The organism is Bradyrhizobium diazoefficiens USDA 110, assembly GCF_000011365.1.
In the GTDB taxonomy this organism is placed as follows: domain Bacteria; phylum Pseudomonadota; class Alphaproteobacteria; order Rhizobiales; family Xanthobacteraceae; genus Bradyrhizobium; species Bradyrhizobium diazoefficiens.
Genome location: NC_004463.1, coordinates 8,141,811 through 8,155,705, shown reverse-complemented (window position 1 = coordinate 8,155,705; position 13,895 = coordinate 8,141,811). Strand labels below are relative to the sequence as shown.

The 13,895-nt window shown below is 64.9% G+C and carries 13 protein-coding genes and 1 pseudogene; 13 read left to right on the top strand and 1 reads right to left on the bottom strand.

Annotated features, from left to right (window positions below):
• Positions 1-140: 140 nt before the first annotated feature.
• From BJA_RS37610 to BJA_RS37585, 6 genes and pseudogenes are all read left to right on the top strand, one after another.
• Positions 141-623 (top strand): DUF992 domain-containing protein, encoded by a 483-nt coding sequence (locus tag BJA_RS37610; protein ID WP_011090150.1) that lies wholly within the window; start codon positions 141-143, stop codon positions 621-623.
• Positions 624-773: 150 nt separating this feature from the next.
• Positions 774-2,822 (top strand): elongation factor G, encoded by a 2,049-nt coding sequence (locus tag BJA_RS37605; RefSeq protein WP_011090149.1) that lies wholly within the window; start codon positions 774-776, stop codon positions 2,820-2,822.
• A 150-nt stretch (positions 2,823-2,972) separates the two neighbouring features.
• Positions 2,973-3,346: pseudogene (locus BJA_RS37600) on the top strand (sodium-independent anion transporter); the annotation flags it as partial.
• Between the two features lie 130 nt (positions 3,347-3,476).
• The gene (locus BJA_RS37595; protein ID WP_039187079.1) at positions 3,477-4,316 is read left to right on the top strand and encodes a shikimate dehydrogenase; all 840 of its coding nucleotides are present in this window, start codon (positions 3,477-3,479) and stop codon (positions 4,314-4,316) included.
• A gap of 65 nt (positions 4,317-4,381) precedes the next feature.
• Positions 4,382-5,008 (top strand): hypothetical protein, encoded by a 627-nt coding sequence (locus BJA_RS37590; protein WP_028174699.1) that lies wholly within the window; start codon positions 4,382-4,384, stop codon positions 5,006-5,008.
• Positions 5,009-5,105: 97 nt separating this feature from the next.
• Positions 5,106-5,711, top strand: coding sequence for a hypothetical protein (locus BJA_RS37585; RefSeq protein WP_370163643.1), 606 nt, complete (start codon positions 5,106-5,108; stop codon positions 5,709-5,711).
• Positions 5,712-6,039: 328 nt separating this feature from the next.
• On the opposite strand, the gene BJA_RS37580 is transcribed toward BJA_RS37585, so the two are convergent.
• Entirely contained in the window at positions 6,040-7,176 is a 1,137-nt protein-coding gene (locus BJA_RS37580; protein ID WP_011090144.1) for an alpha-hydroxy acid oxidase, read from the bottom strand.
• 107 nt (positions 7,177-7,283) lie between these two features.
• Between BJA_RS37580 and BJA_RS42485 the strand changes: the two genes are divergently transcribed.
• From BJA_RS42485 to BJA_RS37550, 7 genes are all read left to right on the top strand, one after another.
• Positions 7,284-7,451 carry a hypothetical protein gene (locus BJA_RS42485; protein ID WP_165448176.1) on the top strand — a complete coding sequence of 56 codons (168 nt, stop codon included), beginning with the start codon at positions 7,284-7,286 and terminating at the stop codon, positions 7,449-7,451.
• 221 nt (positions 7,452-7,672) lie between these two features.
• A complete protein-coding gene (gene glmM, locus BJA_RS37575; RefSeq protein ID WP_028174702.1) occupies positions 7,673-9,016 on the top strand; it encodes a phosphoglucosamine mutase in 1,344 nt (447 codons plus the stop codon).
• 255 nt (positions 9,017-9,271) lie between these two features.
• On the top strand, positions 9,272-10,522 hold the full coding sequence (locus tag BJA_RS37570) for an MFS transporter (RefSeq protein ID WP_038965428.1): 1,251 nt from the start codon (positions 9,272-9,274) through the stop codon (positions 10,520-10,522).
• A gap of 228 nt (positions 10,523-10,750) precedes the next feature.
• The gene (locus tag BJA_RS37565) at positions 10,751-11,593 is read left to right on the top strand and encodes an outer membrane protein (protein ID WP_028174704.1); all 843 of its coding nucleotides are present in this window, start codon (positions 10,751-10,753) and stop codon (positions 11,591-11,593) included.
• A 169-nt stretch (positions 11,594-11,762) separates the two neighbouring features.
• Entirely contained in the window at positions 11,763-12,659 is an 897-nt protein-coding gene (locus BJA_RS37560) for an outer membrane protein (RefSeq protein ID WP_011090140.1), read from the top strand.
• Between the two features lie 75 nt (positions 12,660-12,734).
• Positions 12,735-13,325 (top strand): glutathione S-transferase family protein, encoded by a 591-nt coding sequence (locus BJA_RS37555; RefSeq protein ID WP_011090139.1) that lies wholly within the window; start codon positions 12,735-12,737, stop codon positions 13,323-13,325.
• A gap of 16 nt (positions 13,326-13,341) precedes the next feature.
• Complete coding sequence (locus BJA_RS37550; protein ID WP_011090138.1) at positions 13,342-13,806, top strand: GNAT family N-acetyltransferase; 465 nt, start codon at positions 13,342-13,344, stop codon at positions 13,804-13,806.
• The last annotated feature ends 89 nt before the right edge of the window (positions 13,807-13,895 follow it).

Sequence of the window (13,895 nt, the reverse complement as noted above, 5' to 3'; positions counted from 1 at the left end):
CTCTGGCGGGCCTTTTTATTGTTTGCACGCTTATCGTCACGCGTGATCTGGCACCACTACGACTCTTGTGGCATAGAACGTCGCGCCTCGCTTGCAGGCGCGACTCTCTGCTCGCATCACATTCATCGCCGGAGACATTCATGCGCCGTACGTTCATCTTCGCCGGGCTCACTGCCGCCAGCCTCGTTGCCTCCGTCGCAAACAGCGACGCTCAGCAGCAGCGGATGGTCCGGGTTGGCGTGCTCGAATGCCGCGGCGGTGCCAGCGTTGGCTTCATCGTGGGATCGCTGACCAATCTCGGCTGCGTCCTGCGTGCCGACGGTTTGCCGGAGGATCGCTATGTCGCGACCATCCGCAAAGTCGGTCTCGACATCGGCATCACCCAGGAGACGACGCTGGCCTGGGGCGTGTTCGCGCCGGTCGACCGGCTCGGCCCCGGCGATCTCTCGGGCAATTATGCCGGCGCGCAGGGTAGCGCTTCGGTCGGCGTCGGTATCGGTGGCAATGCGCTGGTCGGCGGCTCCAACAATTCGATCGCGCTCCAGCCGCTCAGCGTGCAGGGCCAGGTCGGACTCAACGTCGCCGCCGGCCTCGAAAGCCTGGAACTCCGGCCCGGCCGTTAACAATTATGCGTGTGATCGCGCCGTTCCACCGGCGCGATCACAAGGACGCACCGCAGCGACGTTTGACGCTTGCCAAATCTCGGGGACGGGCAGAGCATCCGCGTTTGCCGACCCAATCATGGGCCGAGCTCCACACCAAGGAGGCGGCGAATGGGACAAGACGTCAGAAGTCCCCGAGGTCCACGGTGCATTGCGCTGGTGGGCCCATTCCAAAGCGGTAAAACCACACTTCTTGAAGCGATATTGGCACGAACGGGCGCAATCCCGCGTGCCGGCAGCGTAGATGCCGGAACTTCCGTCGGCGACGCCACGCCCGAGGCCCGTCATCACAAGATGACCGTCGGCCTCACTGCCGCCACCACGAGTTTCATGGGCGACAGCTACACCTTCCTCGACTGTCCCGGTTCCGTCGAATTCGCCCACGACATGCGCGCCGCGTTGCCCGCGGTCGATGCCGCGGTCGTAGTCTGCGAAGCCGACGAGAAGAAGCTGCCCCAGCTTCAGATCATCCTGCGCGAGCTGGAGGAGCTGAAGATTCCGCGTTTCCTGTTCCTCAACAAGATCGACCGCGCCAACAAGCGCATCCGCGAGACGCTCGCAACGCTCCAACCCGCCTCGCGCGTGCCGCTGGTGCTGCGCCAGATCCCGATCTGGAAGGACGAGTTGATCGAGGGCTTCGTCGATCTCGCGCTGGAGCGCGCTTTCATCTATCGCGAGCACAAGGCCTCCGAGGTCATCGCGCTCGCAGGCGGCGATCGCGACCGCGAGAAGGAGGCCCGCTTCTCGATGCTGGAGAAGCTCGCCGACCACGACGATGCGCTGATGGAACAACTGCTCGAAGACATCCAGCCGCCGCGCGATGCCGTGTTCGACGATCTCGCCCGCGAATTGCGCGAAGGGCTGATCTGCCCGGTGCTGCTCGGCGCCGCGGCGCGCGAAAACGGCGTGCTGCGCCTGATGAAGGCGCTGCGCCACGAGGCGCCGGGTGTTGCGGAGACTGCAAAGCGTCTCGGCGCACCGGAGAGCAAGGACGCGCTTGGCTACGTCTTCAAGACGCTGCATTCGCAGCATGGCGGAAAGCTGTCGCTGACGCGGCTGCTCGCCGGCCATCTCGACGACGGTGCCACGCTGCAATCCTCCTCCGGCGGCGCGGGGCGCATCTCCGGCATCCTCGCCGTCAACGGTGCCTACGACACCAAGCGTGCCGCGGCGGAAGCCGGCGACACGGTCGCGCTCGCCAAGCTCGATCCGGTCAAGACCGGCGACATGGTCTCGAGCGGCAAGACCCAGCCGGCGGCGCTGGTCACGGCAGAACCGACATCGGCAGTGCTTGCGATCTCGGTTGCGGCCACCGACCGCAAGGACGACGTCAAGCTCGGCCAGGCGCTGACGCGGCTGCATGAGGAGGATCCCTCGCTCATGGTCGTGCAGAACGCAAAGACCCACGACACCGTGCTGTGGGGCCAGGGCGAGATGCATCTGCGCGTCGCCAGCGAACGCCTGCGCGATCGCTTCGGCGTCAAGGTCACCTCGCAACCGCCCGCGATCGGCTATCAGGAAACCATCCGCAAGCCGATCACCCAGCGCGGCCGTCACAAGAAGCAGTCCGGCGGCCACGGCCAGTTCGGCGATGTCGTGCTCGACATCAAGCCGCTGCCGCGCGGCGACGGCTTCAAATTCGCCGAGAAGGTGGTGGGCGGCGCGGTGCCGCGCAACTACATCCCGGCGGTGGAAGAAGGTGTCGTCGACGGGCTCACGCGCGGTCCGCTCGGTTTCCCCGTCACCGACGTGCAGGTGACGCTGACCGATGGCTCCTATCACAGCGTCGATTCCTCCGATCTCGCCTTCCGCACCGCCGCGCGGGTCGGACTTAATGAAGGCCTGCCGCAATGCCAGCCGGTATTGCTGGAGCCGATCCACGTGGTCGAGATCGTCTGCCCGACGGATGCCACCGCCAAGATCAACGCGATCCTGTCGGCGCGGCGCGGCCAGATCCTCGGCTTCGACACCCGCGACGGCTGGAGCGGCTGGGACTGCGTCCGCGCCATGATGCCGGAAGCCGAGATCGGCGAGCTGATCGTCGAGCTGCGCTCGGCCACGGCCGGCGCCGGCAGCTTCACCCGTACGTTCGACCACATGGCCGAAGTCACGGGCCGCGCCGCCGACCAGATCATCGCCGCGCATCAGCACGCGGCGTGAGTCTGTCTCTCGCGCAGTGAGGGAAGCACGCTCTCTCACACCCTCTCCCCGTTCTTACGGGGAGAGGGTGTGAGGGGCTGTATCCACGCGTGCGGCGAAAGTTGGACTCACGCAGCCTCCTCCTCTCCGTCATTGCGAGCGCAGCGAAGCAATCCAGACTGTCTGGTCGATCGCGACGTGCTGGTCTATCGCATCACCGGCGCGTTTTTCTTCGGCGCCGCCTCCGCGATCGGAAGCGTGCTCGACGGCATCGCCGACAAGCGCAAGGGCATGGTGGTCGATTTCGCCGCGGTGCCGTTCCTGGATTCGACGGCGGCCAACGTGCTCGGCCGCGTCGCCGCCAAGGCCCACCGCCGGGGCATCCGGCTGTTCATCACCGGCGCCTCGCCCGCCGTCCGCCGCGCGCTGCTCACCCATATGGCGTCCCGCCCCGTGCGCGCTATCGCGTGACCATCGCGCGCGCGGTCGCCGACATCAAGGGCGGCGCGGCTCTGTCCGCGGCCGATGATATGGCCGCGACCTGACGGCGCGCACCTTCTCAAGCCGGCGCCGCATCACGGCCTTGCGGAAGCGCTGTGCGGGAATCGTGCCCGCGCGCTTGACAGAGCCCGCGGGACGCGAAATGGATCGCCTCCGATACGATCCGGGGAGAAGATGACCGTGACCAAGGCTCCCGCAGCCTGTTTGATCGGATGGCCCGCCGCGCATTCGCGCTCGCCGCTGATCCATCATTATTGGCTGCGCACGCTCGGTATCGCCGGCGGCTATGTCATCGAGGCCGTCCCGCCCGAGGATCTCCGCGATTTCGTGCTGCGGCTGTCGCTGCGCGGCTTCGTCGGCGCCAACGTCACCATCCCGCACAAGGAGGGCGTGCTGGCGCTGTCGACGCCAGATGCGCGCGCCAAGGCCGTCGGCGCCGCCAACACGCTGTGGTTCGAGGACGGCGAGCTGCGCTCGACCAACACCGACGTCGAGGGCTTCATCAACAATCTCGATGCCAGCGCGCCCGGCTGGGACACGGCCGAGGAGGCGCTGGTGCTCGGGGCCGGCGGCTCCGCGCGCGCGGTCGTGTTCGGCCTGCGCGAGCGCGGCATCAAACGCATCCATCTCGCCAATCGCACCATCGCGCGGGCCGAGACGCTGGCGAAGCAGTTCGGGCCGAACGTGCAGCCCGTTACGTGGGACGGGATCGACGACGTGCTGCCGCGTGCAAAACTTCTCGTGAACACGACCTCGCTCGGCATGCGCGGTCAGCCTTCACTCGATGTTGATGTTGCACGCCTGCCGCAGGCGGCCGTCGTCGCCGATCTCGTCTATGTCCCCCTGGTGACGCCGCTGCTCGCCGCAGCAAAGGCACGCGGCCTCAGGACCGCCGACGGTCTCGGCATGCTGCTGCACCAGGCCGTGCGCGGCTTCGAGCTGTGGTTCGGCCGGCGGCCGCGGGTCACGGACGAGCTGCGCGCATTGGTCGAGGCCGATCTCACAAAGTCTTGAGAGGGTAACGGCGAATAGCGCACCACCTCCGGAGTTCTATCCCAGTGGGACAATCGGAGACAATCATGCCTGTTCAACGTGCAACTTTCACACGTCCGCTCATCGCCGTCGCGATGGTGGCCGCTTCCACCCTCTATGCCTTCGCGCAGAGGGCGCCGGTGCCGACGCGCGTGCGCGGCACGATCGAGAGCGTCAACGGCGACATCCTGCAGGTCAAGTCGCGCAGCGGCGAGGACGTCAAGCTCCACATCGCATCCGATGTGCGCGTGTCCGGCATTACCAAAATTTCACTCGCCGACATCAAGCCCGGCTCCTTCGTCGGCGCCACCACGGTGCCGGGGCCTGACGGCGGCGACAACGCCGTCGAGGTGCATGTGTTTCCGGAGAGCATGCGCGGCACCGGCGAAGGCTCGCGCCCCTATGACCTCAAGCCCAACTCGAGCATGACCAACGCCACGGTGTCGGAGAGCGTGGTCGGCAGTGACGGCCATACGCTGCTGGTCAAGTACAAGGACGGCGAGAAGAAGGTGTTCGTCCCCGACAACACGCCGGTGGTGACCTTCGTGCCCGGCGACAAGACCGACCTGAAGGCCGGCGCCAAGGTGATCGCCTTCATGAAGCAGTTGCCGGACGGCTCGTTCGAGACCAACCGCGTCAACGTCGGGCGCGACGGCCTCACGCCGCCGATGTGATCGTCACGGCCGGGAATAGCGGCGGTCACACGGGGTTGCCGTGTTTGACCGTCGCAACTCCCTGGAGGGGATAATCATGCCGAAGCCGAACACCTGGATGCCGCGCGCCGTCGCGGCAGCCTTCGCGACCTTTATCGCTGTTTCCTCTGTCTCGGCGCAGCAGGCGCCGACGGTGCGTATCCGCGGCACCATCGCGAACGTCGACGGCAACATGCTCGACATCAAGACGCGCGAAGGCAGCGACGTGAATGTGCGCATGACCGACAACGTCGCGGTCTTCGCCGTGGTGAAGACGGAGCTGTCGGAGATCAAGGAAGGCTCCTATATCGGCGTCACCGCTATGCCCGAGCCCGACGGCACCCAGAGGGCGATCGCGGTGCATATCTTCCCGGAGAACCAGCGCGGCGCGGCCGAAGGTTTTCGGCCCTGGGACGCGCGCGCCAACTCGACCATGACCAACGCCACCGTGACGCAGACCGTGAAGGGCACCGACGGTCAGAACATCACGGTGAAATACAAGGACGGCGAGAAGAAAGTCGTGGTGTCGCCGGATACCCCGATCGTCAGCTTCGTCGCCAGCGACAGGTCCGAGATCAAGCCGGGCGCCAAGCTGATCATCTTCGGCGCGGCGAAGAAGGAGGACGGCTCGCTGGAAGCCAACCGCGTCAACGTCGGCAGGGACGGGATCACGCCGCCGATGTGAGGGTGCAAGATATGAGGCGCGACTACTGCCACAAATTCCGTCGTCCCGGACAAGCACGCCCTTAGGCGCGCGCAGATCCGGGATCCATAACCACAAGATGAAGTTGTTGCGCGAAGCAGGTCACTCCGAGTCCCCGTAACCGCGCCTGCCTGTGGTTATGGATCCCGGCCTGCGCCGGGACGACAGCCGAGATTGTGGAGGCTTTCGAGCGCCTCGGAATCGTAGGGTGGGCAAAGGTGTGCCTGCGCCGTGCCCACCATCGATCCGCAGACCTGCAGGATGGTGGGCACGCTTTCGCTTTGCCCACCCTACGGCACCGACGCTGCGGTCACACCGCGATGATGTGATCGTCGATCTCCTCGATCCTGTTGACGCCGCACAGGCCCATGGTCGTCAGCAGTTCCTTCTGGATGATGTCGATCGCCTTGGCGACGCCGGCCTGGCCGCCGGCCCCTAAGCCATAGGCATAGGCGCGGCCGATCATGCAGGACTTTGCGCCGAGCGCGAGCGCGCGCATCACGTCCTGGCCGGAGCGGATGCCGCCGTCGAACATGATCTCCATCCTGTCACCGACGGCATCGACGATCTCGGGCAGCACCTCGATCGAGGACGGTGCGCCGTCGAGCTGCCGGCCGCCATGGTTGGAGACCACGATCGCCTGCGCGCCGGTCTTCGCGGCGAGCTCGGCGTCCTCGACGTCGAGAATGCCCTTCAGGACCAGCTTGCCCGGCCAGATGCTGCGGATCCAATCGATGTCGTTCCAGTTCAGCGAGGTGTCGAACTGCGAGTTGATCCAGGTCGACAGCGACGTGATGTCGTCGCTGACCTTCAGGTGGCCGGCGAGATTGCCGAAGGTGCGGCGCTTGCCCTGCAACACACCCGACACCCAGGCCGGCTTGGTGGCGAAATCGATCAGCTTCGAGAGCGACCATTCCGGCGGCACGGTCATGCCGTTCTTGATGTCCTGGTGGCGCTGGCCGATCACCTGGAGATCGACGGTCAGCACCAGCGCCGAGCATTTCGCCGCGATCGCGCGTTCGATCAGCGCCTTGATGAAGCCGCGGTCCTTCATCACGTAGAGCTGGAACCAGAACGGCTTCTCGACACTGGCGGCGATGTCCTCGATCGAGCAGATCGACATCGTCGACTGCGTGAACGGGATGCCGGCGGCCTGTGCGGCGCGGCAGGCGTGGATCTCGCCGTCGCCATGCTGCATGCCCAGCAGGCCCACGGGCGCGAGCACCAGCGGCATGGTCGAGGTCTCGCCGAGGATCGTGGTCGAGGTGTCGCGCTTGGAGACGTCGACCAGGATGCGCTGGCGGAACTTGATCGCCTGCATGTCCTCGCGGTTGGCGCGCAGCGTTTCCTCGGCATAGGAGCCGCGGTCGCAATAATCGAAGAACGCCTTCGGCACGCGGCGCTTATGCAGCGCGCGAAGATCGTCGATACAGGTGATGTGCTTCATGAACGTGTCCCCGGGCCCGTCTCGTATCCGAAAGTCTTGCATCGGAAGATCGAGGGGTCATCTAGCATGGTTGGATGCACAGCCAAATCGTTTGAGAGGAGGGTGCCATGACGAGACCGCACGCCGCACCGACACCGGAAGAGATCAAGGAGAAAAAGGATCTCGAGGACGCCCTGGAAGAGGGCCTCGAAGAGACCTTCCCGGGCTCGGATCCCGTCAACGTCACCCAGCCGGCGCCGAGCCGCGGCGACGGCCATGTGAAGCGCTCCAAATAGGGGCGGGTTCCGCCCCATTTCGGTTCCCTAACGGGAAATATAGTGTTAACAATTAGTTAGCGGGGCGAAGGCGGCCCCTATTCCGTAATGATTAATCACATTTTTTGAAGCCAAGTTAGCCGTGATGGCCTTATAAGACCTGAGCAAATCAGGGATGCGGGGCCCGTTCGGGCACTCCGTGGTTGTAGAGGGGATTCCCTGGTTGTTGCGTGGGGGACGATATGAGCCGCAAATATTTCGGGACGGACGGGATTAGGGGCCGCGCCAACGGACTGATCACGCCGGAGCTCGCGCTCAAGGTCGGCCAGGCCGCGGGCCTTGCGTTTCAGCGCGGTGACCACCGCCATCGGGTCGTGATCGGCAAGGACACCCGCCTGTCCGGCTACATGATCGAATATGCGATGGTCGCCGGCTTCACCTCGGTCGGCATGGACGTGCTGCTGGTCGGCCCGATGCCGACGCCGGCGGTTGCGATGCTGACCAAGTCGATGCGCGCCGATCTCGGCGTGATGATCTCGGCCTCGCACAATTTGTTCGAGGACAACGGCATCAAGCTGTTCGGTCCGCAGGGCTTCAAGCTCTCCGACGACGTCGAGAAGCAGATCGAGCAGCTGCTCGACGAGCCCATCGACAAGCGGCTGGCGCAGAGCGCGAGCCTCGGCCGCGCCCGCCGTATCGACGGCGTGCATGACCGCTACATCGAATTCGCCAAGCGCACGCTGCCGCGCGATCTGTCACTCGACGGGCTGCGCGTCGTCGTCGATTGCGCCAACGGCGCCGCCTACAAGGTGGTGCCGGAAGCGCTGTGGGAGCTGGGCGCCGACGTGGTGCCGATCGGCGTCGAGCCCGATGGCTTCAACATCAACAAGGATTGCGGCTCGACTTCGCCGGAAGCGCTGTCGAAGAAGGTGCGCGAGATGCGCGCCGACATCGGCATTGCGCTGGACGGTGACGCCGATCGCGTCATCCTGGTCGACGAGCGCGGCCATGTCGTCGACGGCGACCAGCTGCTCGCGGTGATCGCGCAGAGCTGGAAGGAAGACGGCCGGCTGTCGCGGCCGGGCATCGTCGCCACCGTGATGTCCAATCTCGGGCTCGAGCGCTTCCTGAAAGGGCAGGGGCTCGATCTCGTGCGCACGCCGGTCGGCGACCGCTACGTGCTCGAGCAGATGCTGAGCGGCGGCTACAATCTCGGTGGCGAGCAGTCCGGCCATATCATCCTGTCCGACTACGCCACCACCGGCGACGGCTTCGTTGCCGCCTTGCAGGTGCTGGCCGTGGTGCAGAAGTCGCGCCGGCCGGTGTCGGAAGTCTGCCACCGCTTCGATCCGCTGCCGCAGATCCTCAAGAACGTCCGGCACAAAGGCGGCAAGCCGCTCGACGATTCCGACGTCAAATCGGCGATCTCCGACGGCGAGAAGCGCCTCAACGGCCATGGCCGCCTGCTGATCCGCTCCTCCGGCACCGAACCCGTGATCCGCGTCATGGGCGAAGGCGAGGACCGCATCCTGGTCGAGGACGTCGTCGACACCATCGTCTCGGCGCTCGGACAGGCGGCGGCCTGAGCTCGCAGCCATCCTTCGAGACGCCCGCCTTTGGCGGGCCCTCAGGATGAGGTCTTGTTTCTCGGCGAAATCTGAAACCCTCATGGTGAGGAGCCCGCCCAAAGCGGGCGTCTCGAACCATGCAGGCCGCGCTGCATCGCGGTGAAACCGGCCGCGAAGCGCATCCCAGCCATCGACGTTTGGCGGTGGTTCCATCGCCGCTTGCATCGTAACTAGCGGATGCGGCGGTTCGCCGCGCCTGCCGGGATTGATCCGTTGAACAAGCCTGTCGTCGTACCTGCGGAAACGCTGACCGAGCCCGTCGTCGTCAGCGACGTGGCGCCCGCTGCCGCCAGGGCTGCGGGGCCGGCCTATGTCGTGCTCGCCGGCATCAGCTTCTCGCACTTCCTCAACGACACCATGCAGTCGCTGATCGCCTCGGTGTACCCGATCCTGAAGGACACCTACGCGCTCGACTTCGCGCAGATCGGCATGATCACGCTGGCCTTCCAGTTCACGGCCTCGCTGCTTCAGCCGGTGGTCGGGCACTACACCGACAAGAAGGCGCAGCCTTATTCGCTGGCGATCGGCATGGCTTCGACCTTCTTCGGTCTCTTGCTGCTCAGCGCCGCGCACCAATATCTCGTCATCCTCGTCGCCGCTGCGCTGGTCGGTCTCGGCTCGGCGGTGTTTCATCCGGAATCCGCGCGCATCGCGCGGCTCGCCTCCGGCGGCCGCTACGGCTTCGCGCAATCGGTGTTCCAGCTCGGCGGCAGCTTCGGCACGTCGATGGGCCCGGTGCTGGCGGCGCTGATCGTGGTGCCGTTCGGGCAGGGCAGCATCGCCTGGTTCTCCTCGATCGCGTTCCTTGCCATCGTCGTTCTCTGGCGCATCGGCCGCTGGTACGCGCCGCAGATCAAGGCGAAGAAGACGGCGGCGGTTCAAGCCCATCCTGACGCGCCGAGCTCGCGCCGCGTCGCGGTCGCGCTGCTCGTGCTCGTGGCCCTGCTGTTCTCGAAGCAGCTCTACGTCTCGAGCCTGTCGAGCTATTACATCTTCTATCTGATCGACCGCTTCGGCGTGTCGACGCAGGCCGCCCAGATCTATCTCTTCGTCTTCCTTGCCGCGAACGCGGTCGGCGCGTTTCTCGGTGGTCCGCTCGGGGATCGCTTCGGGCGCAAGATCGTGATCTGGATCTCGATTCTGGGCGCGCTGCCGTTCACGCTGGCGCTGCCTTATGCCGGGCTCCACGCCAGCGCGGTGCTCAGCGTCATCATCGGCCTGATCATCTCGTCGACGACGTCGTCGATCATCGTGTTCGCGCAGGAACTGGTGCCGCACCGCTTCGGCATGATCTCCGGCGTGTTCTTCGGCGTCGCCTTCGGCATCGGAGGCCTCGGCGCGGCCGTGCTCGGCAAGCTCGCCGACCACACCTCGATCGAGTTCGTCTATCAGGTCTGCGCTTACCTCCCGGCGATCGGGCTGCTCGCCGTGTTCCTGCCGAAACTGCCGCGGCACGCGCGTTAACAGATCCTTTTTTGCCGCAACACGGCTTCATACATCGTTAGCAAATGAGGACAAAGGGCGCTGCATTTTTGCAACGCTTCCGCCGCATCCGCGTGTACAGTCAGAAAAAATCAACCTTAAAAATTAGGGTTAAGTGGCGCTTAAACATTTGCTGCCATCGTCCGGGCCGTGAGTTTCCAGAACGTGAGGCGTCTGCATTTTGCCTCACCGGCCATAAGGACGAAGCCAATGCGTAGCGTTAAGTCTCTCCTTGCCGCGGGTGCGGCATCCCTGATCTCGTCGATGGCGTTCGCCGCCGATATGCCGATCGCGGCGCCCCCTCCCATGTACGCGCCGCCGGCTCCGCCCGCCGACTTCGGCGGCTGGTATCTGCGCGGTGACATCGGCATGACCAACCAGCGCGCCAAGAGCATCGAGGCCACCGTAGCGCCCGGGTTTACGAAGACGACGGAGGGACTCGGCTTCGACTCGTCCCCGCTGTTCGACCTCGGCGTCGGCTATCGCTTCAACAACTGGTTTCGCGCGGACGTGATCGGCCAGTACCGGGGCAAGGCCAACCTGCATGGTGCGGACAACGTCATTGGGCCCGGCTTCGTCGGTTCCGACAACTACAGCGGCAGCAAGTCCGAGTGGGTCGTCATGGCCAACGCCTATGTCGATCTCGGCACCTGGTGGTGCATCACCCCGTTCATCGGCGCCGGTGTCGGCGGCTCCTACAACAAGATCAGCGGCTTCCGCGACGACGGCATTGCCTATCTCGCCGCACTGACCCCGACCCCGAGCGCCAGCGTTGCCTACTTCGCCGACAGCGGAAAGTGGAACTTCGCCTGGGCCGCTCACGCCGGTCTCGCCTACAAGGTCAATCCCGGGTTCACCGTCGAACTTGCCTACAGCTACATGAACCTCGGCGACGCGGCGCCCGGCAACTTCCGCTTGTTCGACAACAGCGCTTCGGGCCCGACCTCGATCAAGCTCAAGGAGCTCACCTCGCACGACCTCAAGCTCGGCGTGCGCTGGGATCTCAACAGCCCGCCGGCCTACGTGCCGCCGCCGCTCGTCACCAAGGGCTGATCGTCAGCCTCATCGGTTAGGACTTCTTAACGGCGCGGGATCATCCCGCGCCGTTTTGCTTTGCGTATTTTTCATTGCTCGCGGCGACGAAGGGCTCCGGCGCAACCATTGGTTAAGGTTAACGAGCCATGATCATGGCGAAAGTTCGAGTTCGATTTGGAGCGTTGCAATGCGTAGGCTTTGGTTGGTGGCGGCGGTGTTCGGATCTGTATCCGCCGCACACGCGGCCGACATGCCGGATCTGCCCGTCCTGCGCGGCGGCTTCACCGACGGTCTGTCCAAGACGTCCCATCGTTGGGATGGCGCCTATGTCGGCGTCAATGGCGGCTACACGGCCGACGCGACCGACTTCAGCCAGAGCGTCGTCGGCCTGACCAATTTCATTTTCCGCGACAGCGTGCTGCAGCAGCCGACCGCGAACTGGTCGCTGATGAACAAGACCAACACGCAGAGCACAAATTTCGGCGCCTTCGTCGGCCGCAACTGGCAATGGTACGATGCCATTCTCGGTCTTGAGGGCACCTACAGCTACTTCAACAACCTCTCGACGCTCACGTCGGGCACCAACTCGCTCACGATCGTCAACCCGCCCGGCGACGCGCACGCTGCGAACGTCACCGACAATTATGACGTGACGCTGACCGGCACTGCCGCGGCGAAAGTCAAGGACATGATCACGCTCCGGGGCCGGGTGGGTTGGGACGGCGGCGATTTCATGCCGTATGCCTTCATGGGCGCTGCGGTCGGCCGAATGGACGTGTCCCGCTCGGTGACGAGCATCGTGGATTTGCGTCAGGATGTGACGAATACGATTGTCGTCGGCGGCGCCACGTTGACGACGACCACCTTCGGAGCGCCGCAGGCCGTTCCGGCTCAGTCTCAGTCGCAGACTCAGCGTCGAACCAACGCATTCGCGGTGGGCTGGACCGCCGGCCTCGGCGTCGAATACTGCATCTGGGACGGTCTGTTCGCGCGCGTGGAATACGAATACGTGAAATTCTCGCCGGTCATGAACACCTCGGTGACGCTGAACAATGCGCGCGTCGGACTCGGCTACAAGTTCTGACGCTGCATCGCCGCAGCGCGGTTGACAGATTCCCTCCGTCCTGATGCTCTGTCGCTCCGAAGCGGGGCGGCAGCGATGAAGATCTACGGCGATACCAACTCCGGCAATTGTCTCAAGGTGAAGTGGGTCTGCGACAAGCTCGCATTGCCCTACGACTGGATCGACATCGACACCCGCAAGGGCGAGACGCGCACGCCGCAATTTCTGGCGATGAACGGCGCCGGCCAGGTGCCGACCGTTGCGTTCGACGACGGCCGCACGCTGGCGCAGTCCAATGCCATCATCCGCTACCTCGCCCGCGACAGCGCGCTGATCCCGCGCGACGCCTTTACTGCTGCCAAGATGGACGAATGGCTGTTCTGGGAGCAGTACAGCCACGAGCCCTATATCGCGGTGTGCCGCTTTCAGCTCGTCTATCTCGGCAAGGACGCCTCCGAGCTCGATCCCGAAAAGGTCAAGCGCGGCTATGCGGCGCTCGACCGCATGGAGCAGCATCTCTCCGGCAGCCGCTTCTTCGCCGGCGAAGCGGTTTCGCTCGCCGACGTCTCGCTGCTCGCCTATACGCGCGTCGCGCATGAGGGCGGCTTCGATCTTGGTCGTTACGCGGCGGTCCGCCGCTGGATCGGCGAAGTCGAGACCTTTCTCGGCCTGCCGCCGGCGCGCTGAGTCCTGGAGTTTCCGTATGAACGCCAAATCCGTCTCCATTCGTCGCGCGCGCCGCGAGGACGTCGCTGCGATCGTGGCGATGCTCGCCGACGATCATCTCGGGCGCGGCCGCGAGCGCGTGGAGGAGCCGCTGCCTGCCGCCTATTACGAGGCGTTCGCGCGGGTCGAGCGTGATCCAAATCTCGCGCTGGTGGTTGCCGAGAGCGAGGGCAGGGTGGTCGGCTGCCTGCAACTTGCTGTGCTGGCGGGCATCAGCTCGCAAGGCGGCATCCGCGGTCTGCTCGAAGACGTGCGCGTTGCCGCCGATTGTCGCAGCCGCGGCATCGGCGAGCAATTGGTGCAATGGGCCATCGCGGAAGCGAAAGCGCGTGGCTGTAACCTGGTCGAGCTGTTGACGCATCAGACGCGAGTAGACGCGCAGCGCTTCTACAAGCGGCTCGGATTCACAGCGAGTCATGTCGGCATGACTGTCCGCTTTTGAGGCAGTAAGAGCGTTTTCGAGCGAAGTGGATATCGGTTCGCGTAAAGAAAACGCGTCAACACAAAAATCAAGAGCCCCATTCCGATTGT

What these genes read in the sequence shown, in the direction of transcription:
- BJA_RS37610 (WP_011090150.1), top strand. Translation starts at nt 141, where the DNA reads ATGCGCCGTACGTTCATCTTCGCCGGGCTCACTGCCGCCAGCCTCGTT.
- BJA_RS37605 (WP_011090149.1), top strand. Translation starts at nt 774, where the DNA reads ATGGGACAAGACGTCAGAAGTCCCCGAGGTCCACGGTGCATTGCGCTG.
- BJA_RS37595 (WP_039187079.1), top strand. Translation starts at nt 3,477, where the DNA reads ATGACCGTGACCAAGGCTCCCGCAGCCTGTTTGATCGGATGGCCCGCC.
- BJA_RS37590 (WP_028174699.1), top strand. Translation starts at nt 4,382, where the DNA reads ATGCCTGTTCAACGTGCAACTTTCACACGTCCGCTCATCGCCGTCGCG.
- BJA_RS37585 (WP_370163643.1), top strand. Translation starts at nt 5,106, where the DNA reads ATGCCGCGCGCCGTCGCGGCAGCCTTCGCGACCTTTATCGCTGTTTCC.
- BJA_RS37580 (WP_011090144.1), bottom strand. Translation starts at nt 7,176, where the DNA reads ATGAAGCACATCACCTGTATCGACGATCTTCGCGCGCTGCATAAGCGC.
- BJA_RS42485 (WP_165448176.1), top strand. Translation starts at nt 7,284, where the DNA reads ATGACGAGACCGCACGCCGCACCGACACCGGAAGAGATCAAGGAGAAA.
- glmM (WP_028174702.1), top strand. Translation starts at nt 7,673, where the DNA reads ATGAGCCGCAAATATTTCGGGACGGACGGGATTAGGGGCCGCGCCAAC.
- BJA_RS37565 (WP_028174704.1), top strand. Translation starts at nt 10,751, where the DNA reads ATGCGTAGCGTTAAGTCTCTCCTTGCCGCGGGTGCGGCATCCCTGATC.
- BJA_RS37560 (WP_011090140.1), top strand. Translation starts at nt 11,763, where the DNA reads ATGCGTAGGCTTTGGTTGGTGGCGGCGGTGTTCGGATCTGTATCCGCC.
- BJA_RS37555 (WP_011090139.1), top strand. Translation starts at nt 12,735, where the DNA reads ATGAAGATCTACGGCGATACCAACTCCGGCAATTGTCTCAAGGTGAAG.
- BJA_RS37550 (WP_011090138.1), top strand. Translation starts at nt 13,342, where the DNA reads ATGAACGCCAAATCCGTCTCCATTCGTCGCGCGCGCCGCGAGGACGTC.